General features: G+C 64.6%; 22 protein-coding genes and 2 tRNA genes. 13 read left to right on the forward strand and 11 right to left on the reverse strand.

The genetic code is table 11. The features are described 5' to 3' along the window. Positions 1-28: 28 nt before the first annotated feature. Both phoU and rpiA read right to left on the reverse strand, forming a co-directional pair. On the reverse strand, positions 29-733 hold the full coding sequence (gene phoU, locus NMB43_RS13435) for a phosphate signaling complex protein PhoU (RefSeq protein WP_494348675.1): 705 nt from the start codon (positions 731-733) through the stop codon (positions 29-31). Positions 734-814: 81 nt separating this feature from the next. Continuing rightward, positions 815-1,477 carry a ribose-5-phosphate isomerase RpiA gene (gene rpiA, locus NMB43_RS13440; RefSeq protein WP_494348676.1) on the reverse strand — a complete coding sequence of 221 codons (663 nt, stop codon included), beginning with the start codon at positions 1,475-1,477 and terminating at the stop codon, positions 815-817. 86 nt (positions 1,478-1,563) lie between these two features. Between rpiA and NMB43_RS13445 the strand changes: the two genes are divergently transcribed. Further along, on the forward strand, positions 1,564-1,980 hold the full coding sequence (locus tag NMB43_RS13445; RefSeq protein ID WP_494348677.1) for a YidB family protein: 417 nt from the start codon (positions 1,564-1,566) through the stop codon (positions 1,978-1,980). 66 nt (positions 1,981-2,046) lie between these two features. Here NMB43_RS13445 and NMB43_RS13450 read toward each other — a convergent pair whose 3' ends face one another. Then, positions 2,047-3,156: an AIR synthase related protein gene (locus NMB43_RS13450; RefSeq protein ID WP_494348678.1), complete on the reverse strand. Its 1,110-nt coding sequence runs from the start codon at positions 3,154-3,156 to the stop codon at positions 2,047-2,049. Positions 3,157-3,307: 151 nt separating this feature from the next. On the opposite strand from NMB43_RS13450, the gene hda reads away from it, so the two are divergent. The 7 genes from hda to panB all read left to right on the forward strand — a co-directional run bounded on the left by hda (position 3,308) and on the right by panB (position 8,419). After that, positions 3,308-3,994 (forward strand): DnaA regulatory inactivator Hda, encoded by a 687-nt coding sequence (gene hda, locus NMB43_RS13455; RefSeq protein ID WP_494348679.1) that lies wholly within the window; start codon positions 3,308-3,310, stop codon positions 3,992-3,994. Between the two features lie 8 nt (positions 3,995-4,002). Continuing rightward, the gene (locus NMB43_RS13460) at positions 4,003-4,671 is read left to right on the forward strand and encodes a histidinol-phosphatase (protein WP_494352147.1); all 669 of its coding nucleotides are present in this window, start codon (positions 4,003-4,005) and stop codon (positions 4,669-4,671) included. Between the two features lie 73 nt (positions 4,672-4,744). After that, positions 4,745-6,085 (forward strand): polynucleotide adenylyltransferase PcnB, encoded by a 1,341-nt coding sequence (gene pcnB, locus NMB43_RS13465; RefSeq protein ID WP_494348680.1) that lies wholly within the window; start codon positions 4,745-4,747, stop codon positions 6,083-6,085. Continuing rightward, entirely contained in the window at positions 6,082-6,573 is a 492-nt protein-coding gene (folK, locus tag NMB43_RS13470; RefSeq protein WP_494348681.1) for a 2-amino-4-hydroxy-6-hydroxymethyldihydropteridine diphosphokinase, read from the forward strand. Before pcnB ends, folK begins: the two co-directional genes overlap by 4 nt. 10 nt (positions 6,574-6,583) lie before the next feature. Beyond that, on the forward strand, positions 6,584-6,931 hold the full coding sequence (locus NMB43_RS13475; protein ID WP_494348682.1) for a DMT family protein: 348 nt from the start codon (positions 6,584-6,586) through the stop codon (positions 6,929-6,931). Between the two features lie 6 nt (positions 6,932-6,937). Beyond that, positions 6,938-7,576: a deoxynucleoside kinase gene (locus NMB43_RS13480; protein WP_494348683.1), complete on the forward strand. Its 639-nt coding sequence runs from the start codon at positions 6,938-6,940 to the stop codon at positions 7,574-7,576. Positions 7,577-7,600: 24 nt separating this feature from the next. Further along, the gene (panB, locus tag NMB43_RS13485; protein WP_494348684.1) at positions 7,601-8,419 is read left to right on the forward strand and encodes a 3-methyl-2-oxobutanoate hydroxymethyltransferase; all 819 of its coding nucleotides are present in this window, start codon (positions 7,601-7,603) and stop codon (positions 8,417-8,419) included. A gap of 150 nt (positions 8,420-8,569) precedes the next feature. Here the strand turns inward: panB and NMB43_RS13490 are convergent. The 3 genes from NMB43_RS13490 to NMB43_RS13500 all read right to left on the reverse strand — a co-directional run bounded on the left by NMB43_RS13490 (position 8,570) and on the right by NMB43_RS13500 (position 10,068). Next, positions 8,570-8,646, reverse strand: a tRNA-Arg gene (locus NMB43_RS13490). A gap of 47 nt (positions 8,647-8,693) precedes the next feature. Continuing rightward, positions 8,694-8,787, reverse strand: a tRNA-Ser gene (locus tag NMB43_RS13495). Positions 8,788-8,838: 51 nt separating this feature from the next. Next, positions 8,839-10,068, reverse strand: coding sequence for an aspartate kinase (locus tag NMB43_RS13500; RefSeq protein ID WP_494348685.1), 1,230 nt, complete (start codon positions 10,066-10,068; stop codon positions 8,839-8,841). A gap of 415 nt (positions 10,069-10,483) precedes the next feature. On the opposite strand from NMB43_RS13500, the gene NMB43_RS13505 reads away from it, so the two are divergent. Together NMB43_RS13505 and queD are read left to right on the forward strand one after the other, a co-directional pair. Beyond that, positions 10,484-10,777, forward strand: a complete 294-nt coding sequence (locus tag NMB43_RS13505; protein ID WP_494348686.1) for a helix-turn-helix domain-containing protein — start codon at positions 10,484-10,486, stop codon at positions 10,775-10,777. 233 nt (positions 10,778-11,010) lie between these two features. Beyond that, positions 11,011-11,469 carry a 6-carboxytetrahydropterin synthase QueD gene (gene queD / locus NMB43_RS13510; RefSeq protein ID WP_494348687.1) on the forward strand — a complete coding sequence of 153 codons (459 nt, stop codon included), beginning with the start codon at positions 11,011-11,013 and terminating at the stop codon, positions 11,467-11,469. A gap of 40 nt (positions 11,470-11,509) precedes the next feature. On the opposite strand, the gene NMB43_RS13515 is transcribed toward queD, so the two are convergent. The 4 genes from NMB43_RS13515 to NMB43_RS13530 all read right to left on the reverse strand — a co-directional run bounded on the left by NMB43_RS13515 (position 11,510) and on the right by NMB43_RS13530 (position 14,664). Continuing rightward, entirely contained in the window at positions 11,510-11,686 is a 177-nt protein-coding gene (locus NMB43_RS13515) for a hypothetical protein (RefSeq protein ID WP_494348688.1), read from the reverse strand. 53 nt (positions 11,687-11,739) lie between these two features. Further along, complete coding sequence (gene lexA, locus NMB43_RS13520) at positions 11,740-12,342, reverse strand: transcriptional repressor LexA (RefSeq protein WP_494348689.1); 603 nt, start codon at positions 12,340-12,342, stop codon at positions 11,740-11,742. Positions 12,343-12,450: 108 nt separating this feature from the next. Beyond that, positions 12,451-13,362, reverse strand: a complete 912-nt coding sequence (locus NMB43_RS13525) for a ZIP family metal transporter (RefSeq protein WP_494348690.1) — start codon at positions 13,360-13,362, stop codon at positions 12,451-12,453. A gap of 102 nt (positions 13,363-13,464) precedes the next feature. Beyond that, positions 13,465-14,664: an MFS transporter gene (locus NMB43_RS13530; protein WP_494348691.1), complete on the reverse strand. Its 1,200-nt coding sequence runs from the start codon at positions 14,662-14,664 to the stop codon at positions 13,465-13,467. Between the two features lie 109 nt (positions 14,665-14,773). Here NMB43_RS13530 and NMB43_RS13535 point away from each other — a divergent pair, with 109 nt between their 5' ends. From NMB43_RS13535 to NMB43_RS13545, 3 genes are read left to right on the forward strand one after another with little or no spacing between them, the layout of a single operon-like run. Continuing rightward, positions 14,774-15,979, forward strand: coding sequence for an MFS transporter (locus NMB43_RS13535; protein ID WP_494348692.1), 1,206 nt, complete (start codon positions 14,774-14,776; stop codon positions 15,977-15,979). Continuing rightward, positions 15,976-16,515: a hypothetical protein gene (locus NMB43_RS13540; RefSeq protein ID WP_494348693.1), complete on the forward strand. Its 540-nt coding sequence runs from the start codon at positions 15,976-15,978 to the stop codon at positions 16,513-16,515. The genes NMB43_RS13535 and NMB43_RS13540 overlap by 4 nt, the downstream gene beginning before the upstream one ends. Next, positions 16,512-17,885: an MATE family efflux transporter gene (locus NMB43_RS13545; protein WP_494348694.1), complete on the forward strand. Its 1,374-nt coding sequence runs from the start codon at positions 16,512-16,514 to the stop codon at positions 17,883-17,885. The genes NMB43_RS13540 and NMB43_RS13545 overlap by 4 nt, the downstream gene beginning before the upstream one ends. Positions 17,886-18,003: 118 nt before the next feature. Here the strand turns inward: NMB43_RS13545 and NMB43_RS13550 are convergent, their stop codons facing one another. Beyond that, positions 18,004-19,803, reverse strand: a complete 1,800-nt coding sequence (locus tag NMB43_RS13550; RefSeq protein ID WP_494348695.1) for a M61 family metallopeptidase — start codon at positions 19,801-19,803, stop codon at positions 18,004-18,006. Between the last annotated feature and the right edge of the window lie 297 nt (positions 19,804-20,100).

The raw sequence follows: 20,100 nt of genomic DNA on the forward strand, positions 1-20,100 counted from the left end.
TTGTCGCCAAACCTACCGTGGTCTTTGCTCAGGACTCGTCAGCCTCGCGCTGGATTTCCTCCAGCCCGGCGTGACGCACGTCGCGCCCCTTGACCAGATAGACCACGTACTCGGCGATGTTCTTGGCGTGGTCACCGATGCGCTCGAATGCCTTGGCCGCGAACAGCACGTCGATGCCGCGCGAGATCGTGCGCGGGTCTTCCATCATGAAGGTGATGAGCTGGCGCATCACCGACTTGAATTCGGCGTCGATCTCCTTGTCCTGCGCCACCACCTCGGCTGCGGCCGCCATGTCGAGGCGGGCGAAGGCATCCAGCGACTTGCGCAACAAGGTGATGGAGAGGTTGCCCACGTGGCGCAGTTGCACGCGCGGCGCACCTGACATCGCATCACCACCATGCACCGCGCGCGCCACCTTGGCGATTTTCTTCGCCTCGTCCCCAATGCGCTCCAGGTCCGTCACCACCTTGGTCACGCTGAGGATGGAGCGCAGGTCGTTGGCCGTCGGCTGGCGCTTGGCAATGATCTGGGTGCAAGACTCGTCCAGTTCCAGCTCGAACTCGTTGACGCGCTGGTCGTTCTCGATCACCAACTCAATGGTGCGCGCGTTGCCCTCGATCAACCCCTCCAAGGCCTTGACGACCTGCAGTTCGACGTAGCCGCCCATCTGCAGCACACGGGTACGGATGCCGTCCAGTTCTAGGTCGTACTGCCGGTGGGTATGGTCAGACATGCTTCACTCTCCTGTCGGGCGCCCGATGGCACACTCAAAAAAATAGCAACGATTGTCTCGCCGGAAGATGACCGTAATATTTCAGGCGCGCAACAGACAGTCCACACCGCCAGGCCCGCCCAGCAGCAATACATCGGCGGGCCGGCGCGCGAAGATGCCATTGGTCACCACGCCCACGATGTTGTTGATCACAGCCTCCATGCCTTCCGGGTCACGAATCTGCAGCCCATGCACGTCCACGATCACGTTGCCGTTGTCAGTGATCACATCGGGCCGCAGACGCGGCTCGCCACCCAGCGCCGCCAGCGCACGCATCACCTGTGCGCGGGCCATCGGGATCACTTCGACCGGCAAGGGGAAGCGCCCCAACACCTCGACGCGCTTGGATACGTCACAAATACAGACGAAGCGTTGCGCCACCGCGGCCACGATCTTCTCGCGCGTCAGTGCGGCGCCACCGCCCTTGATCATGCACAGCCGGCCATCCACCTCGTCCGCCCCATCCACGTAGACCGGCAGACTGGTCAGCTCGTTGAGGTCGAACAGCGGGATGCCATGCGCCCGCAGACGCGCTGCGCTGGCCTCGGAGCTGGCCACCGCACCGCGGATGCGCTCGCGCATGCGACCCAGGCCGTCTATGAAGAAATTGGCGGTCGAGCCTGTCCCCACACCGATGATCTCGCCCTCCGGCACGTACTGGAGGGCTGCTTCAGCCACGGCCTGTTTCAAAGCATCCTGGTTCATATCGCAATCACTCTCGCTGTGCCATCCTGCGGATTGTAAGTCGTCGTCCCGCTCTACGCCGCATCCACCCCACATGGAGGTCATTCATGGGTCTACTCGATCAACTCGCCGGGCAGGTACTCGGCTCCGTCCTCGGCAACCAGTCGGGCAACGCCAGCCCACTGCTCGCCATCGCCCAACAACTGATCCAGCAGAGCGGCGGCATCGAAGGCCTGTTGGCCAAGCTGCAATCCGGCGGCCTCGCCCAGCAGGCCGCCTCCTGGGTCAGCACTGGCGCCAACCTGCCGGTCGACGGCAATCAGCTCTCGCAAGCCCTGGGCGGCGACCTGCTGGGCCAACTGGCCGGCCAGGCCGGCATGGACAGCGCTCAACTGAGCGGCGGCCTGGCCCAGTTGCTGCCGCAACTGATCGATCGGGTCACGCCGCAAGGCTCCACTGCGGGCGCCGACGACCTGCTCGGCCAGGGTCTGGGCGCCCTGGCGTCGCTGCTCAACAAGGGCTGAGCCCAGCCCTGGAATGCAAAATGCCCGCCGACCGGCGGGCATTTTTTTCTATCTGAGGGCGCGGACTCAAGCCCGCAGGTGCAGGTCGTCCGCCGCATAAACCAGGTTCAAGGACTCCACTACCACCTGTTTGGCCCCCGCCTCCACCTTTCCGGCTACCCAGGCCTCCACGCCGGCCGCGCGTGCCAGGCGCACGGTTTCCTCGGCCTGCCCGGCCGCCACGAACAGCGCAAAGCCCGCTCCCATATTGAGGCTGCCATAGGCCTCGCGGTCGTCGATACCAGCGTGCTGCTGGATGAAGGCCAGCACCGGCGGCACCGGCGGCAGCGTGTGGATGCGGTAGGTAAAGCTGCCCGGGTGACGCATGATCTTGCGCCATCCATGGCCGGTGATGTTGGCACTGTAGTGCGGCACGATGCCAGCCGCGAACAAGGCTTCGGTGACCGGCACATACAGCACGGTAGGGTCCAGCAAGGCCTCGCCGTAGAGGCGGCCATCGGACAGCTTGCTGCCATAGCCCTCGGGCAGACGCTCGACCAGCTTGCGCGCCAGGCTCACGCCATTGGCGTGGATGCCGCTGGAGGCAAGGAACACGATGGCGTCGCCGTCGGCCAGCTTGTCGCCCAGCGTCAGCCGATCACGCGAGGGGATGATGCCCACGGAGGACGCCGCCAGGTCGATGCGCCCAGCTTCCACCACGCCCGCCAGCGCGGGTGTCTCGCCACCGCCCCAGCTCACCTTGCACACGTCACAAGCGCGCTGCCAACCGCTCACCAGGTCGCGCATGCGCTGCTCGTCGGCAAACCATTCGCTGCCGCCAGCCGACCAGTAGGCATGCACCGACAAAGGCGTCGCGCCGACCGTGATGAGGTCATTCACCGCCATGGCGATAGTGTCCTGTGCGATGGAGTCGTAGTGCGTGCGGCCAGTGATCGGGCGCACCGCATCGGCAACCAGCGCCTTGGTACCGAGGCATTCGGTGATCGAGGCGATCAGTTGCCCGCCCACTTCCATCACATAGGCCGACTCGCCGCGCGAAGCCAGAATCTCGCTGACGCCATGCGCCGCCAGATTGCCGGCCGTGGCCTTGGCCGCCTGCTGGGCGAGGATCTTGAGCGGATCGATCTTGCTGTAGTCGACGCCGGCCGCAGTGTAATCAAGCGGGGTCTGGGACATGGGAACGGGCTTTCGGTAAGACGGAAGGGCGCGATTTTACCCGCTCCGCCGCTCCCCCGTGATGCCGCCCCGGCAAAACAGTAGAATTGCGCCTCCGGCCTCCGCCCTGTGGCTGACGCCGGCCTCGTTTCGCTGCCCCGCCAAGGATTTCATGCGGCAACTCATCCTCGATGTCCGTCCGGACTGGATTCCCGGCCTGGACGATTTCGTCCCCGGCCAGAACACTGACCTGCTCGCCGCGCTGCTGGACCACGCCCGTGTCGCCGACGGCAGCGTGCTCTACCTGTGGGGCGCGCCAGGCAGTGGCCGCACCCACCTGCTGCGCGCGCTGGTCGCGCGGGCCACGGCCGACGGCCGCCCCGCGCGCTACCTGGCGGCACCAAAGCTCCCGCCGGAATGGGCTTTGCAGGAAGGCGAGCTGCTCGCGCTGGACGACGTGCAGACCCTCGACGCCACGGACCAGGGCGGGCTGTTCCGCGCCCTCATTGGTGCCCGCGCGGCCAGTGGCGCCCTGCTGCTGGCCGGCTCCACCGCCCCCCAGGCCCTGGGCTTGCGGGAGGATGTGCGTACCCGCATCGGCCAGGGACTGATCTTCGAGATCAAAACCCTGGACGACGACGACAAGGCACGCACCCTGCGCCAGCACGCCGCGCTGCGCGGCATGGCGGTCGACACCGCCCTGGTCGGCTATCTGCTGCGCCACGGCCGACGCGACCTACCCTGGCTGATGAGCGTGCTGGACGCACTCGACGAAGCCTCGCTGGCCCACGGTCGGCGCATCACCCTGCCCCTGCTGCGCGAGATCCTGCGCGAGGCCACACCCAGCCAAACTGACTGACGATGACTATGAATCTTGCCCTGTTCGACCTCGACAACACCTTGCTCGCCGGCGACTCCGACCACGCCTGGGGCCAGTTCCTGTGCGACCGCGGCGTGGTGGACCGCCACGAATACGAGGCCCGCAACAACGAGTTCTACGGCCACTACAAGGCCGGCACGCTGGACAACGACGCCTTTCTCGCCTTCGTGTTGGCCCCGCTGGCCCGCCTCTCCCGTGCCGAACTGGACACGCTGCACGCCGACTTCATGCGCGACTGCATCGCCGGCATGATGCTGCCGGCTGGCCTCAGCCTGGTGCGGCGCCACCTCGACGCCGGCGACCTGGTGGCCATCGTCACCGCCACCAACGCCTTCGTCACCGGCCCGATCGCCCGCGCTTTCGGCGTGAGCCACCTGATTGCCACCATCCCGGCGCAGGAGAACGGGCGCTTCACCGGCCGACCACGCGGCATCCCCGCCTTCCGCGAAGGCAAGGTCGCGCGCGTGGAGTTGTGGCTGGAAAGCCTGGCCCTGCACTGGAGCAGCTTCGCCAGCAGCCATTTCTACAGCGATTCGCTCAACGATCTGCCCTTGCTCGCCAAGGTCAGCCACCCGGTGGCCGTCGACCCCGACCCCACCCTCAAGGCCCACGCCGAGGGAGCCGGTTGGCCGGTACTGAGCTTGCGCGAAGCGTAAACACGCGAAAGGCTATAATCCGCGCCTTGATCCTCCTCCCTCACCCCGATTCGGGACACCAAGCCGTCCGCCAATGATCCGCAAACTGCTGCATCGCGTTTTCAAGCGCAGCGCACCCAAACCCGCCGAACCGGCGGTGATTCCAGCCGAACTGCATGGCATTCCGCGCGAGGGCATCTCGCCGGCTGCCCGCAAGATCTGCCGCGTACTGCAGGACGAGGGCTTCAAGGCCTATGTGGTGGGGGGCGCGGTGCGCGACCTGATCGCCGGCATCGAGCCCAAGGACTTCGATGTCGCCACTAATGCCACGCCAGACCAGGTGCGCGATCTGTTCCGCCGCTCGCGCATCATCGGCCGGCGCTTCCGCATCGTGCACGTCATGAGCGGACCGGAGACCATCGAAGTCTCCACCTTCCGCGCCCTGCACGACCAGGACACCGAGACCGACGAACACGGCCGGGTGCTGCACGACAACGTCTGGGGCTCACAGGAAGACGACGCCGCACGGCGCGACTTCACGGTCAATGCGCTGTACTACGACCCGACCAGCGAGAACGTCATCGACTATCACCATGGCGTGGCCGATCTCAAGCAGAAGACCCTGCGCATGATCGGCGAGCCTCGCCAGCGTTACCGCGAAGACCCAGTGCGCATGCTGCGCGCGGTGCGCCTGGCAGCCAAGCTGGGCCTGATCATCGACCCGGCTGCGCGCAAGCCGATCCGCGAGATGTCGGAGCTGCTGGAAAACGTACCCGCGGCTCGCCTGTTTGACGAAATGCTCAAGCTGCTCACCAGCGGCTATGCGGTGGTGTGCCTCAAGCGCCTGCGCGAGGAGGGACTGCACAAGGGCCTTCTGCCCTTGCTCGACGTGATCCTCGAACAGCCCATGGGCGAGCGTTTCGTCTGGCTCTCGCTGGAGAACACCGACGCACGCGTGCATGCCGGCAAGCCGATTTCGCCCGGCTTCCTGTTTGCCACCCTGTTGTGGCACGAAGTGCTGGCCAACTGGAACCTCCGCAAGGAACGCGGCGAACACGTCATGCCTGCGTTGTTTGCCGCGATGGACGAGGTGCTCGAACAGCAGGGCAGCAAGCTCGCCATCACGCGCAAGATCTCATCCGACATCACCGAGATCTGGAGTCTGCAGCCGCGCTTCGACAAGCGCGCCGGCAAGATGCCCTTCCGCCTCATCGAACAACCACGCTTCCGCGCCGCCTACGACTTCCTGCGCCTGCGCGCCGAGAGTGGCGAGATCCCGCTGGAACTGGCCGACTGGTGGGACGAGTTCGCCGGCGCCGACACCGAGCGGCGCACCGCCATGCTGCAACCGGAAACTCGCGATCCGGCCAAGCGCCGCCGCCGTCCGCGCAAGAAACCGGCTGGCAGCGGCCCCGCAGGAGACGGCGCCGCATGATCTTCAGCAGCGTCCCAGCCTGGATCGCCCTCGGCGCCAACCTCGGCGACGCCGAACGCACGCTGGACCTCGCCATCCACGCGCTTGGGCAACAGGCACACTGCCGGCTGATCGCACGCTCCTCGCTGTACCGCACCGCACCGGTCGACTGCGAACCCGGCCAACCCGATTTCATCAATGCGGTGGTCGCGCTGGAAACTTCGCTCGGCCCACAATTGCTGCTCGAAACGCTGCTCGCACTGGAAAAACGTTTCGGGCGCGAACGTAGCTCCCGCAACGCTGCGCGCACGCTGGACCTGGACTTGCTCCTGTATGGAGAGCAGTGCGTGGACAAACCCGGCTTGCAGATTCCGCACCCGCGCATGCACGAACGCGCTTTCGTGTTGCGCCCTCTGCTCGAAATCGCACCAGACCTTGTCATTCCCGGCCAGGGACGCGTCTACGACCTGCTGGCCCAGGTCGAGCACCAGCCGATCAGCATTCTCTAGGGAGTTCTTTATGGCCATTCCCATCTGGCTGCAAACGGCTCTGCTACTCGCCGCCTCCAACGTATTCATGACATTCGCATGGTACGGGCACCTCAAGCACCTCAACACCAAGCCATGGATCATCGCCGCCCTGATCAGTTGGGGTATCGCCCTGTTCGAGTACCTGCTGCAGGTCCCGGCCAATCGCATCGGCGCCAACGGCCTGAACCTGGGGCAACTCAAGATCATGCAAGAGGTGATCACGCTTGCCGTGTTTGTGCCCTTCTCGATCTACTACATGCAGCAACCACTCAAACTGGACTTCCTGTGGGCGGCACTCTGTATGCTGGGCGCGGTCTACTTCATCTTCCGGAGCTGAAGCCGCATGCTTGATAAAGCTCGCTACATCGTCGTCGAAGGCCCCATCGGTGCAGGCAAGACCAGTCTCGCCAAGCGCCTGGCCGAGGCTGTCGGCGCCAACCCGATCCTGGAACAGCCGGAAGCCAACCCCTTCCTGGCGCGCTACTACAACGAACGCGAGCGCTGGGCACTGGCCACCCAGTTGTCATTCCTGTTCCAGCGCACACAGTTGCTCGACACCGTGCATGCCGAGCTACAAGCCGGCAAGCGCATCGTCAGCGACTTCCTGCGTGACAAAGATCCCATCTTTGCCGGTCTCGCCCTGCAGGCGGACGAAGATGCGCTATACCAGTCAGTCTATGCCCGCGTGCGCCCCGACACTCCGGTGCCCGACTTGGTCATCTATCTCCAGGCCCGGCCAGAGACCCTGATGGAGCGCGTACGCAAGCGCGGCATGGATGCCGAGCGACGCATCACCGAAACCTACCTGCAACAGGTTTCTGGGCGCTACGCGCAGTTCTTCCACCACTACGACGCCGCCCCGCTGTTCATCGTCGACACCGACCAGCTCAACCCGATCGACAGCGACGCCGATTTCGAACTGCTCCTCACCCACCTGCGCCGGATGCGCGGGTTCCGCGAATTCTTCGGCTACGCCGCCTGAGTTCCCCGCTGCCTAGGAGGTTTCATGAGCTACCTGAGCGATACCGCCAAGCCCGTCACGCTGACCGAGCTGGGCAAGATGAAGGCCAATGGCGAGAAGATCGCCATGCTCACCTGTTATGACGCCAGCTTCGCCGCTCTGTGCGAGCGCGCAGGCGTGGACGTCCTGCTGGTCGGCGACTCGCTGGGCAACGTGCTGCAGGGCCAGCGTTCAACGCTGCCCGTCACGCTCGAACACATGGCCTACCATACCGCCTGCGTGGCACGCGCCAGCCAACGCCCCTGGATCATCACCGACATGCCATTCGGCGCCTACCAGGAAAGCCCAGCGCAGGCCATGCGCAATGCCGCCAGCCTGATGGCCGCCGGCGCCCACATGGTCAAGCTCGAAGGCGGCGCCTACATGGCCGAGACGGTGCGCTTTCTGGTCGAGCGCGGCGTGCCTGTGTGTGCCCACGTCGGGCTCACACCGCAATCCGTATTCCAGTTGGGCGGCTATAGGGTGCAAGGAAAGTCCGAAGAAAGCGCAGCACAGATGCACGCTGACGTACGTGCACTGGAAGACGCCGGTGCCTCAATGATCGTGTTTGAGATGATTCCCGCCACCCTTGCCGCACAGCTCACCAGCGAACTCAAGCGCATGGCCACGATTGGTATTGGGGCCGGCAAAGACTGCGACGGCCAAGTGCTGGTGCTGCACGACATGCTCGGCGTGTATCCCGGCAAGACCGCGCGTTTCGTACGCAACTTCATGCAAGGGGCTGCCAGCATCGAAGAGGCGGTACGCAGCTATGTCACAGCCGTGCGCGAGCAGAGCTTCCCGGCCCCGGAACACACGTACTGAAATAACGCTGCGTCGGATAACTCACGCGGGCGATTGCCCGCGTTTTTGTTTCAGCGATACCGTGCGGATGGATTGGGTGGGCGCTGAAAAGGGTGGGCACTGGAAAGCAAAAAGCCCAGTCTGACGACTGGGCTTTTTGCTTGAAACAGGTGGCGCATCCGGCAGGATTCGAACCCACGACCCCCTGGTTCGTAGCCAGGTACTCTATCCAACTGAGCTACGGATGCGCAAAGAAGCGAGATTATAACAACCACCAAGCTCGCTTGCAAGTGCTTGGCGGAGAGTGAGGGATTCGAACCCTCGATACAGGTTTTAGCCCGTATGCTCCCTTAGCAGGGGAGTGCCTTCGACCTCTCGGCCAACTCTCCAAAAGAGCGCGCATGTTAGCGATTGCGCGCCTTAGCGTCAATCCAAAACTGTCACGCCGACACTTGATCCAGCTCGAAGGCGCGGTGCAGCACGCGCACCGCCAGTTCCAGGTATTTCTCGTCGATGGCGACGGAAATCTTGATCTCGGAAGTCGAGATCATCTGGATGTTGATGCCCTCTTCGGCAAGGGTGCGGAACATCTTGCTGGCAATGCCGACATGCGAGCGCATACCGACACCCACCACGGACACCTTGGCCATGGAACGGTCGCCACGGATCTCGCGCGCACCGACGTGGGCCTTCACGCCTTCCAGGATCTGGGTTGCGCGCTCGTATTCATTGCGATTCACCGTGAAGGAGAAATCGGTCGAGCCGTCCTGACTCACGTTCTGGATGATCATGTCGACGTCGATGTTGGCGTCAGCAATCGGACCCAGAATCTGATAGGCAATGCCCGGACGATCCGGCACGCCCAGCACGGTCAGCTTCGCCTCGTCGCGATTGAAGGCGATGCCGGAGATGATCGGTTGTTCCATCTTGATGTCTTCCTCAAAAGTGATCAGGGTGCCTTCGCATTCATCCATGAAGCTGGAGAGCACCCGCAATCTGACCTTGTACTTGCCGGCGAACTCGACCGAACGGATCTGCAACACCTTGGAGCCCAGGCTGGCCATCTCAAGCATCTCCTCGAAGGTGATGCGGTCAAGCTTGCGCGCTTCGGGCACGATGCGCGGGTCGGTGGTGTAGACGCCGTCGACGTCGGTGTAGATCTGGCATTCATCGGCGCGCAGTGCTGCAGCAAGCGCAACGCCGGTCGTATCCGATCCGCCACGGCCCAATGTGGTGATGTTGCCCACATCGTCCACGCCCTGGAAACCCGCCACGACGACGACGCAGCCCTCTTCCAGGTCGCGCCGCATGCGATCCTCGTCGATCTTGAGAATGCGCGCCTTGGTGAAGGCACTGTCGGTCAGGATGCGTACCTGCGGCCCGGTATAGCTGCGCGCCTTCACGCCCAACTCGAGCAGCGCCATGCACAGCAGGCCAATGGTGACCTGCTCGCCGGTGGACACGACCACGTCCAGCTCACGCGGATCGGGCTTGGCCTGCACTTCCTTGGCCAGCGAGATCAAGCGATTGGTCTCTCCGCTCATGGCGGACACGACCACCACAATCTGGTCGCCCTCGGCTTGCGCCTTGGCAACGCGCCGGGCGACATTCTTGATACGCTCGGGCGTGCCGACCGAGGTACCGCCATACTTTTGAACAATCAGCGCCATTTTCGGGACTAGGGTACGAGTGGCTAAAAGCTCGCTATTTTAGCGCAATCCTCTCTCGAAGAATTCCCAATACTTGGCAGATGCCAGACACTCCGCCGCAGCCAGCATTCTTGTGCCGCGACTACCATGGCAGTTCGGCGCCCACGACAGCCTTTGTGGTCGGCCTACGGATTCCGGGCTCAAATATTCGTGACGCATGGCGCACCCGCGCCCAGCTTCCTTGTATGTTGCTGAAATATTGATCTATACTAACCCAAGCTATAACTTTAGTTATAGCAAGCTGACAACGAAGCGGTATGCCATACAACTTGTCAGTTCGACCAGGCACTGCCGAGCTTGGCAGATAGTTACGAGAAGAATCGTCTGGTCTGGAGGTCGTGCGTTCAACATCTTCGTGGATGAGGTAAGAGATCATATGAAAACCGTCGAGAATCTGGATGTGCGCGAGATTCGTCGCAAACTCGGCCTGAACCAATCGGAGTTCTGGTCACAGATCGGGGTGACCCAAAGCGGGGGCTCGCGCTATGAAAGCGGTCGCGACATTCCCCGCCCCGTTCAGGCCTTGCTTCGCCTGGTCCATGTCGAGCGCATCGACATCGACAAGATCCGCAAGGATGACTTCGAGGTCATCGAATACCTGCGCGCCCACAATCAGGACCTGTACAAGAGCCTGAAGAAGGAAGCGAAGGCCAAGAAGAAGGAAAAGTAATTTTCTTCCGCGCGCGGCGACCTCCCGGTCGCCGCGCTGGGCGCCTCCCGCCCCGCTTCTCTGCCTGGTCTAAGGCGTTTCAGCCGACCAGTTTGATCGCCCAGCCCTTTGGCGTCGCAGCTCCTCGCAGGCAGGTACGCCGCTGGTAGAATCAGCACCTCATTGATGTCGTTATTGGTTGTATCGAACAACCAATACCCGCTCAGCGTTCCCGCCATTCCAGCAGGTCTCCCGTGCTCATCACCCGTCGTCTCGAGTTCGATGCAGGACATCGCATCCCCGACCACCGCAGCCTATGCCGTCATCTGCACGGTCATCGCTATGCCATCGAGGTCACGGTTTCGGGCCGCATCACGCAGCAGGATGGCAACCCACGCAATGGGATGGTGCTGGACTTCTCGGAGATCAAAGCGGTGGTGAAGGCCGAGATCGTGGACCAATGGGACCACGCCTTCCTGGTCTACCGCGGAGACACCGCGATCCTGGATTTCTTGCAGACGCTACCAGAGCACCGCACAGTGGTGCTTGATGTCGTGCCGACCGCCGAGAACCTCGTGGCCGTGGCTTTCCGCCAACTGGCACCACGCATTGGCGAGATCTGCGACAAGCAGTTGACGCTGGAAAGCGTACGCTTGTACGAGACACCCAACTGCTGGGCGGACGCGACACGCGCACAAATGCTGGCCGAATAAGGCCGGTCTCGCATTCCATGCCCCGCCAGGGCCCGCCGGTTCAACGCCCGGAATTCAGCCGCGACTCTTCGTACAGGGTCAGCAAGCCGTAGCTACGACCGCGCCGATACAGCACGTCGAGCATGGCCTTGGCCCAGGAGCGATCGGCCGCACGGCGTGACACGGGACGAGACGGATGTTGGCTGCTGGCGCAGCACAGTTGGCGGTTGGCGTTCATGGCAATGTGTCCTCGCATTGGGGAGAGAATGGCGCTGTGGGCAGCGTCGTGGCTCAGGCGTCGAATTCGTCGCGGATCAAGCCGACAACGACACCTTCGATAGTCAGGGACTGGCGCTGCGGATCGATCACGATGGGCGCCATGTCGCGGTTTTCCGGCAGCAGTTCGACCTGACCGTTGCGTCGGCGCAGTCGCTTGACGGTCACCTCGTCGTCCACGCGCGCCACAATGATCTGGCCGTCGCGCACGTTGGCCGTGCGATGCACGGCAATGAGATCGCCCTCCAGGATGCCGGCTTCGATCATCGACAGACCGCGCACACGCAGCAGGAAATCGGCACGCAAGCCGAACATGTCGGGATCGACGCGCACACGGCGGTCGATACTGGTTTCAGACAAGATCGGCGAGCCGGCAGCCACGCGACCGACCACCGGCAACCCCAGTGCTTCGGTCAAACGGATCCCACGCGCCGAGCCGCCTTCGAGCTGGATCGCCCCCTTCTTGGCGAGCGCCTTGAGATGAGCCTCCGCAGCATTCGGCGAAGCGAAACCGAAAGCTGTGCAAATTTCGGCCCGTGTCGGCGGAGCGCCGTTATGCTCGACGGCGCTACGGATGAAATCCAGGATTTCGCGTTGGCGGGGCGTCAGGTCGTCCATGGCTGCTTGGTTTCCTCGCAATCTCTATTGACTGTATATTCATACAGGAATCCTGAAATTGCAAGTCAACGCTCTGCCGCCGCCAGCTGCCCCAAGACACCTGGGGGCTCAGGCCAACGCTGTGTCCATCACCATCATCACGCAGAAGCCGATGGACAGGCCGATGGTGGCATCTCGCTCGTGACCGTTGCGATGGGATTCCGGGATGATTTCGTGACTCACCGCGAACAGCATGGCGCCCGCAGCGAAGGCCAAACCCCAGGGCAGGAGGCTGGCCGACACGCCCACCGCAATCGCGCCCAGCACTGCGAACAGCGGTTCGACGAGCCCCGTCAGCGCACCGGCCAAGGCAGCTTTGGCGCGTGAGAGACCGGCGCCAGCCAAAGCCAGCGCCACCACCAGGCCCTCCGGCACATCCTGCAGCGCGATACCGGTCGCCAGGCCATCGGCACCGGCGGCCCCCGCGCCGGCTGCGACGCCGACCGCCATGCCTTCAGGAATGTTGTGGAGCGCGATGGCGATGACGAACAGGAGGATGCGCGAAGGCAGCACTGCAGACGCGGTCCGGGTTTCCTGTCCCGTGGCATCGAAGTGGACGTGCGGCATCACGCGGTCAAACCACAGCAGGGCCAGCACGCCCAGCACGAGCCCCATGCTGACGAGGCCACCGGCCGCCCACTTGCCTAAGCCAAGATCCCGCGCGGCGGCCAGTCCGGGCACGATCAGCGAGAAGGCAGTGGCCGCCAGCATCACACCTGCGCCGAAACCGAGCAGACCATCGGCCACACGTGTAGGGATGCGCCGCATGGCCAGCACGGGCAAGGCCCCCAACGCGGTCGCAAGCGCCCCCATGGCGCCACCTTCAAGCGCGCGCACGGCAGGCGGACTCAGTTGCGCAATCAGGGCTGACCAGGTTTGCGTCGCGAGCAGGACGAAGCCCGTTGCGACCAGGAGCAAGCCCGCCAGGCGGCGACTGGAAAGTGGGCGAGGCAGGGCGAGATATCTGGCGAGGCTGCGCATGGCGGTCTCCGTACTGGGCGAATGCGATGGACCCAGTCTATGGAAACCCTTTTAATCAATCCAATTAATCTATCAAAGAATATTGATAGTTAAATCACATGGTCAATTCACGCGGTGAACGCGTCGGGCGGCCCAGATCGACAGCAGGCCGATCGCGCAACTGAGGTAGCCGACCCAGTCGTAACCCAGCAGGCTCCCGCCCTCCCCGGCCTGCATCATGGCGCCAGCGATGAAAGCCGCCGCACCTGAGGCCAGGTTCTGCACCGCCGAGTTGAAGGCCATCACGCGACCGCGCAAGCGCATTTCGGTCGCCGCCGTGACCAAGGCGGTCGCTGGGATGAAGCGGCCGCTGACGAAGATGAAGAAGAGGGCTGCGATGAGCAATTGCCAGCCCAGACTCAGGAGCAGAGTCTGTGTCACCAGCACGATGGGGACGAAACTCGCCAGCACCATCCAGGTAAGCACACGCGCATAGGGGTGACGATCGGTCAGGCCGCCGATCCACGGCCGCGTCACCAGTGTCACCGCACCACCCACCAGATAGATCCAGCTCAGCTCGGCCGGCGCCAAGCCCACGTTGGCGACCAGCGAGGGCGCGATATAAGGAATCACCAGGAAGCCGGCGAACATGACCAGCGCGGTCACAGCAAAAGCCCACCAGTGGTTGGGCACCGACAGCAGCTCACGGTAGCTCGCCAGCATGCTGATACGTGCCTGCCCCAGGTGCCCGCGCACGGCAGGCACAGTACGCCAGGCGAACAACAGGACGAGACCGCACAGGCCGGTGAGGACAGCAAACGGCATGCGCCAGCCGGCATGGCTGGCCAGCAGCAGCCCCGCCGGCACCCCCGCCACGGCGGCCAGCGAAAAGCCCATCATGACCATGGACATGGCACGCCCGCGCCGCGGCGGGGCCACCACGTCGCCCACGATGGCAAAGGTGATCGAGCCCAGCACGCCGCCAAAGATGCCCGCCACGGCGCGGGCCGCGAGCAGGCTCCAGTGGCCCGGCGCCAGGGCACAGGCCAGCGTGGCCAAGGTCAGCCCGACATAGGTGGCCAGCAGCGCGCTGCGCCGGTCATAGCGATCGGCCAGCGAGGCGGCAAGCAGCGCCGACAGGCCGGCCGCCAGCGAATAGGCCGACACCAGCATGCCGAACTCAGCGGTGCCGATGCGCATCTCGCTCATCAACTGCGGCGACAACGGCATCATGATCATGAAATCCACGATGGCGGTGAATTGCACCAGCATCAGGATGACCAGCAGCGCGCGTTCGCGCGCCTCACTCAGCGGGGGATTCATGGGGCTTGGGGACGAGCCGTGTCGTAGCGCGGCATCTGGGATGACTCGGGCATGAATTGTAACGGTTGCCTTCCACGACCTGCCCGGATAAAGCGGATAATCGCGGCCGATGAGAGAAATCTTCGCCTACCGCTCTTTCTTCAATTTCTGGCTGGCCCGCGTCGCCACCACCATGGCCAACAACATGATGATGGTGGCCGTCGCGTGGCAGATGTACGACCTGACCAACAGCGCCATGGACCTGGGCCTGGTCGGCCTGTTCCAGTTCCTCCCCTCGCTTGCGCTGACGCTGGTCGTCGGCCACGTCGCCGACCGATATGACCGCCGCTACGTGCTGGCCGCCTGCCTGTTCTTCCAGTTGGTGGTCACGGTCGCCCTGGTGGTCGGCACGCAGCAGCAGTGGATCGGCCGTGAGCTGATCTTCGCCGCCTCGCTGGTACTGGGTTGCACCAAGGCCTTCCAGATGCCGACCCAGCAGGCACTGATGCCGCTGCTGGTCCCCTCCGAGGTCCTGCCGCGCGCCCTTGCCCTGGGCTCGGCCGGCACCCAGGCCGCCATCATCGGCGGGCCGGCCCTGGGCGGCTTCATCTACGTAGCGGGGGCAGACGTCGTCTACCTCTGCTGCGGCGCCTTGTTCCTGCTCGCCATCGTGTTCATGCTGCGCATCCGCCTCGCCCATGCGGGCAATCCGCGTGAGCCGGTGAGCTTGCAGAGCCTGTTCGCCGGGGTCTCGTTCATCTGGCAGCGCAAGGCCGTGCTGGGCGCCATCTCACTCGACATGTTCGCCGTGCTGCTCGGTGGCGCCACCGCCTTGCTGCCGATGTTCGCCAAGGACATCCTGCACGTCGGCCCCTGGGGCCTGGGCCTGCTGCGCGCCGCGCCCGCCGTGGGTGCACTGGGCATGTCGCTGTGGCTGGCCCATCACACCTTGCAGCGCCGGGTCGGCAAGCTGATGTTCGCCGCGGTTGCCGTGTATGGCGTCGCGACCCTGGTGTTCGCGCTGTCGACGGTATTCGTCGTTTCCTTCCTCGCCCTGCTCGTCTCGGGCGCGGCCGACATGATCAGCGTGGTGATCCGCCAGGCGCTGGTGCAGCTCGACACCCCCGATGAAATGCGTGGCCGTGTCAGCGCGGTCAACTCGGTGTTCATCGGCAGCTCGAACCAGCTCGGCGAATTCGAGTCCGGCGTCACCGCCGCCTGGTGGGGCCCGGTCGGCTCGGTGGTCGTCGGCGCCATCGGCACCCTGGTCGTGGTGGCCGCCTGGATGAAACTGTTCCCCGACCTGACCCGCCGCGAGAAACTCACCAGCGAATGAGCACACCCCCTCCCCTTCCGCATCCCGACACCCTGCGCCGCCAATCACGCCGCGCCATCTGGCTAGCCGGGCTGGGTGCCTTGCTGTGCCTGCCCTACCTCGGCTTCAGCGCCCTCTGGAGCCAGATCGCCAGCCTCAGTGGCGGTGGCTTCATCCTGGCGGCGGCCATCTTTGGTCTGTTGATCGTGTGCGGCCCCTTGCTGATCTGCATCGGCGTGCTCGGCGCGGTGTTCCTGCGTGTCGAAGCCTGCACCCTGCAGGCTGAGTCCCCCCGCTCCGTCGCCGACTGGCTGGCCATCGTCGTCGGTCTGCTGCTGAGCTTCGCCCCGGCCGTGGGCGCAGCGGTGCCGGCCCTGCAGGCACTGGCCACCGGTGGCGTGCGCTACAAATTCCCGGCCACTACGGTGATGCACAGCATCGACCCACTGGGTTACTGGCAGGGCGTGGCTTTCTGGTTCATGGGCGCAGGCGCGCTGGCCCTGCTCGCCGGGCTGTACTGGCGCTCACGCTGGCAGCGCCGACGCAGCCCGGCATGAGCCTGGCGGTCAATACCCTGGGCATGCTGCGCGCCATCGCCAGCCATGCCTCACCGGTGCTGGTGGCGCAGCTCGCCTCGATGAGCACCACCCTGGTCGATACCTTCATCACCGGGCGTGTCGGTACTCTTGATCTGGCCGCCGTCGGCATCGGTTCCGGCGTCTACATCTCCGTCATGCTGGCCGGCGCCGGCATCGTGCAGGGGCTCACCCCAGTCGCCGCGCAGCACTACGGCGCGGGGCGCCACGCAGCCTTGCCCGCAACCTTCCAGCAAGGCATCTGGCTGGCGCTGCTGCTGGGCTTCGCCGGCATGCTGCTCCTGCTCTTCCCGGACTGGATCCTGGGCTGGAGCGGCATGAGCCCGGAGGTCGATGCGCGCACCCGCGCCTACCTGTCGGTGCTTGCACTGTGCATGCCGGGTACCCTGGTCTATCGCGCCTGCGGCGGCATGCTCAACGCGCTGGGTCGACCGCGCATGCTGATGTTCTTCGGACTCGGCAATGCCAGTGCCCACGCCCTGCTCGCCCCGGCACTGGCCCTCGGCTGGCTGGGCCATGCGCCGCTCGGCGCGGTGGGCTGCGCGCTATCCGCCCTGTTCATCTACACCCTGCTGCCACTGCTGGCGCTGGCTTATCTCGCCCGTTCCGCCACGACGCGACACCTGAAACTATTGAGCCACTGGCAGCGTCCCCGCTGGGCCCAGATGCGCGAACAACTGCTGCTGGGCCTGCCGATCGGCATGTCGGCCTTCGTCGAGATCACCAGCTTCGCGCTGATCGCCCTACTGGTCGCCCAGCTCGGACCGGTGGCCGCAGGCAGCCATCGCGTGATCGGCAACTTCGGCGGGCTGTGCTATATGCTGCCGCTGTCGATCTCCATCGCCACCCTGGCCCTGGTCGGGCAGGCCGCCGGCGCGCAAGACGAGCGCCGCGTGCGCAAGACAATCCGCGCCGGCCTGCTGCTGGGCATGACGAGCTCCACGCTGCTCGGGCTGGTGCTGTGGGCTTTCGGTGACGGTCTGATCCGTGCCTACACGCCGGACCCGGCGGTGCAGGCGCTGTCGATCTCGCTGATCGGGCTGGTCGGCTTCTACCAGCTCTTCGACGCGCTGCAGACGGTAGCCGCGCAAGCGCTGCGCGGCCTCAAGATCGCCACCGCGCCGATGCTGATCCATGTGTTCTGCTTCTGGGTCATCGGCCTCGGCGGCGGCTGGCTGCTGTGTTACCACGGCCTGCCTGGCACGCTCGCGCCGATGGGCCTGGGCGGCTTCTGGTGGGCCGCCACGCTCGCCACGGTGGTGGCCGGTGGCCTGTTCTGGTGGCTGCTAAGGCGGACCCTGCGGGGTCTCAGGCAACAACTCACCGCCTAAAGCCGTCACAAAATGGAGTGAAGCGTAGCGAAACGGTTCTGGCTAGGCGCGCCGACGCAGACAGTACGGTAGTACGGCAAGAAGGCGCAGCAACGCCAGAAGCATTTTTGACGGCTTCTTAGCTACCCAGCCAGCCCTGACGCAAACTTGTGTTGGCCTCGGTGGAACGCGCGGCCAGCGTGACCTGACACTCGTCGGCACGCGGCGCGGTGAGCGTCACCTGCAGGCGCAGCAGCTCGTCACGGCGGAATACCAGCAACTCGAATTGCTCTCCCGTGCGGTAACGCACCAGCAGATTTTCCAGATTGCCCGCCGTGACACGCAGGCCGTCCAGGGCCACCAGCTCATCGCCGGCCGAGGCACCCGCCGCCTGCATCGCACCACCATCCAGCACATGCAGCAGCTTCAGGGCGTTGCCCTCGGCCTTGGTCTTGATGCCCAGCGCACTCATCAGGCCGCCGGAGCTGCGCGTGAGCGTCACGCCAAAGGGCTTGAGCAGACGCTCGAAGGGCACGTCGACATTGCCCTCGGCCCAGGCGGCGATCTCGCGCCGCACATCCACGCCGGTCGCTGTCTTGATGATCGCCGGCATGTCGTCCTCGCCGACGCCACGCCCCTTCAGCGCGTACTCGCGCCACAGGTGGCGCATCACGTCGTCGAGCGAACGCTTGCCCTCGGTCGCCGCGCGGATCGTCAAATCAAGGCCCGCCGCGATCAGCGCGCCCTTGGTGTAGTAGCTCACCACCGCATTGGGGCTGTTCTCGTCCTGCCGGTAATACTTGATCCAGGCGTCGAAGGAGGACTCGGCCGGGCTCTGCTTGAGCCGCCCGCTGCCCCGCTCCACCCCGCTGATGGTGCGCGCGAGGATGGCGAAGTAATCCTGCTGGGTGATGGTGCGCGTGCGGATCAGCGCCAGATCGTCGTAGTACGAGGTGAAGCCCTCGAACACCCACAGCAGGCGGGTATAGCCTTCCTGCGCCAGTTCATAGGGAATGAAAGCCGCTGGCTTGATGCGCTTGACGTTCCAGGCGTGGAAGTACTCGTGACTGCACAACCCCAGGAAGGTGCGATAGCGCTCGTCCATCGCATGCACACCAGGCACCGGCAGATCGTTGCGCGAGCACAGCAAGGCGGTGGAGGCCCGATGTTCCAGCCCACCATACGCATCTCCCACCGCCATGGTCATGAACAGATAGCGGTCAAAGGGTGCCGGTTTGCCGAACAGCTCGATATGCCATTCGCAAATGCGAGCGAGGTCGCGCCGCAGGCGTTGCTCATCGAAGCGGGCGCGGCCGGTCACCACCATCTGGTGCGGCACGCCCGCCGCATCGAAACGTAAGGTCTGGAAGGTGCCCATCTCGACCGGATGATCGATGAGGCTGTCGTAATCGTCCGCGCGGTACACACCAAAGCCCCACTGCTTGGCTGCGCCGGGCACCCCGCGCGCGGGCTTCAAGGTGGTCGCCACCTTCCACTCGGCGAAGGCCTCGCCCTCGGGTTGCACCAGCTCCACCAGATGGGGCTGCTGCTCACGCCCCTGCACCTGCAAGAAGACCTGGGTGCCGTTGAAGAAGGCATGGCTCGCGTCGACATGCGCGCAGCGCACCGACAGGTCCCAGGCGTAAACGATGGCCGTCACCTGCAGCGGCGCCTCCGACAAGGGGCCGCTGCGCCAGGTGTGCTTGTCCTCCTTGCGCAGCGGCACCGCCTCCCCCGCCTGCTCAGCCGTGAGGTTCACGATGTTCTTGGCGAACTCGCGGATCATGTAGCTGCCGGGAATCCAGGCCGGCAGGCTCAACACCTCGCCCTCTGCGGCGGGGTGTTCCAGGCTCAGCTCGACGCGCAGTAAATGGGCGGCCGCCGACTCTATGGAGAGGCGATAGCGGACTGGGCGGACCGAGGGGCTCGTCTTGCTCATGGGGTTCCGATTCCGTGACGGAGTTGTGACGCGAAGGATTGGCTGCGCTGCCGCAATGTGAAGCGCGTCACCATTATGCCGCGTACGGTCTTGCCGTACCGATGGGCGGTCACCACACTGGATTCACGGTCGCCGGACGGCACAGGCGGCCGAAAAAGAGTCAAGGGAAGGATGAAGCAAGGAGAAGGGTCGGCCGGTCTGCAGAGGCCGGGAGAAACAGGGCGCGACAAGGAGACATCGGGCCGCAGGCCCAGATGATGCAGTACGCAGCACCCGCCGCTTGAAGGCAGCCGTGAC

The sequence above is a fragment of the Uliginosibacterium sangjuense genome (genome assembly GCF_059132465.1).

Excerpts from the sequence above, each read along its gene's own strand:
- NMB43_RS13505 (WP_494348686.1), top strand. The coding sequence starts at position 10,484 with ATGAAAACCGTCGAGAATCTGGATGTGCGCGAGATTCGTCGCAAACTC.
- hda (WP_494348679.1), top strand. The coding sequence starts at position 3,308 with ATGCGGCAACTCATCCTCGATGTCCGTCCGGACTGGATTCCCGGCCTG.
- NMB43_RS13540 (WP_494348693.1), top strand. The coding sequence starts at position 15,976 with ATGAGCACACCCCCTCCCCTTCCGCATCCCGACACCCTGCGCCGCCAA.
- NMB43_RS13500 (WP_494348685.1), bottom strand. The coding sequence starts at position 10,068 with ATGGCGCTGATTGTTCAAAAGTATGGCGGTACCTCGGTCGGCACGCCC.
- NMB43_RS13445 (WP_494348677.1), top strand. The coding sequence starts at position 1,564 with ATGGGTCTACTCGATCAACTCGCCGGGCAGGTACTCGGCTCCGTCCTC.
- pcnB (WP_494348680.1), top strand. The coding sequence starts at position 4,745 with ATGATCCGCAAACTGCTGCATCGCGTTTTCAAGCGCAGCGCACCCAAA.
- NMB43_RS13450 (WP_494348678.1), bottom strand. The coding sequence starts at position 3,156 with ATGTCCCAGACCCCGCTTGATTACACTGCGGCCGGCGTCGACTACAGC.
- NMB43_RS13530 (WP_494348691.1), bottom strand. The coding sequence starts at position 14,664 with ATGAATCCCCCGCTGAGTGAGGCGCGCGAACGCGCGCTGCTGGTCATC.
- lexA (WP_494348689.1), bottom strand. The coding sequence starts at position 12,342 with ATGGACGACCTGACGCCCCGCCAACGCGAAATCCTGGATTTCATCCGT.
- NMB43_RS13545 (WP_494348694.1), top strand. The coding sequence starts at position 16,512 with ATGAGCCTGGCGGTCAATACCCTGGGCATGCTGCGCGCCATCGCCAGC.
- panB (WP_494348684.1), top strand. The coding sequence starts at position 7,601 with ATGAGCTACCTGAGCGATACCGCCAAGCCCGTCACGCTGACCGAGCTG.
- NMB43_RS13460 (WP_494352147.1), top strand. The coding sequence starts at position 4,003 with ATGAATCTTGCCCTGTTCGACCTCGACAACACCTTGCTCGCCGGCGAC.
- NMB43_RS13475 (WP_494348682.1), top strand. The coding sequence starts at position 6,584 with ATGGCCATTCCCATCTGGCTGCAAACGGCTCTGCTACTCGCCGCCTCC.
- phoU (WP_494348675.1), bottom strand. The coding sequence starts at position 733 with ATGTCTGACCATACCCACCGGCAGTACGACCTAGAACTGGACGGCATC.
- NMB43_RS13525 (WP_494348690.1), bottom strand. The coding sequence starts at position 13,362 with ATGCGCAGCCTCGCCAGATATCTCGCCCTGCCTCGCCCACTTTCCAGT.
- folK (WP_494348681.1), top strand. The coding sequence starts at position 6,082 with ATGATCTTCAGCAGCGTCCCAGCCTGGATCGCCCTCGGCGCCAACCTC.
- NMB43_RS13480 (WP_494348683.1), top strand. The coding sequence starts at position 6,938 with ATGCTTGATAAAGCTCGCTACATCGTCGTCGAAGGCCCCATCGGTGCA.
- NMB43_RS13535 (WP_494348692.1), top strand. The coding sequence starts at position 14,774 with ATGAGAGAAATCTTCGCCTACCGCTCTTTCTTCAATTTCTGGCTGGCC.
- rpiA (WP_494348676.1), bottom strand. The coding sequence starts at position 1,477 with ATGAACCAGGATGCTTTGAAACAGGCCGTGGCTGAAGCAGCCCTCCAG.
- NMB43_RS13515 (WP_494348688.1), bottom strand. The coding sequence starts at position 11,686 with ATGAACGCCAACCGCCAACTGTGCTGCGCCAGCAGCCAACATCCGTCT.
- NMB43_RS13550 (WP_494348695.1), bottom strand. The coding sequence starts at position 19,803 with ATGAGCAAGACGAGCCCCTCGGTCCGCCCAGTCCGCTATCGCCTCTCC.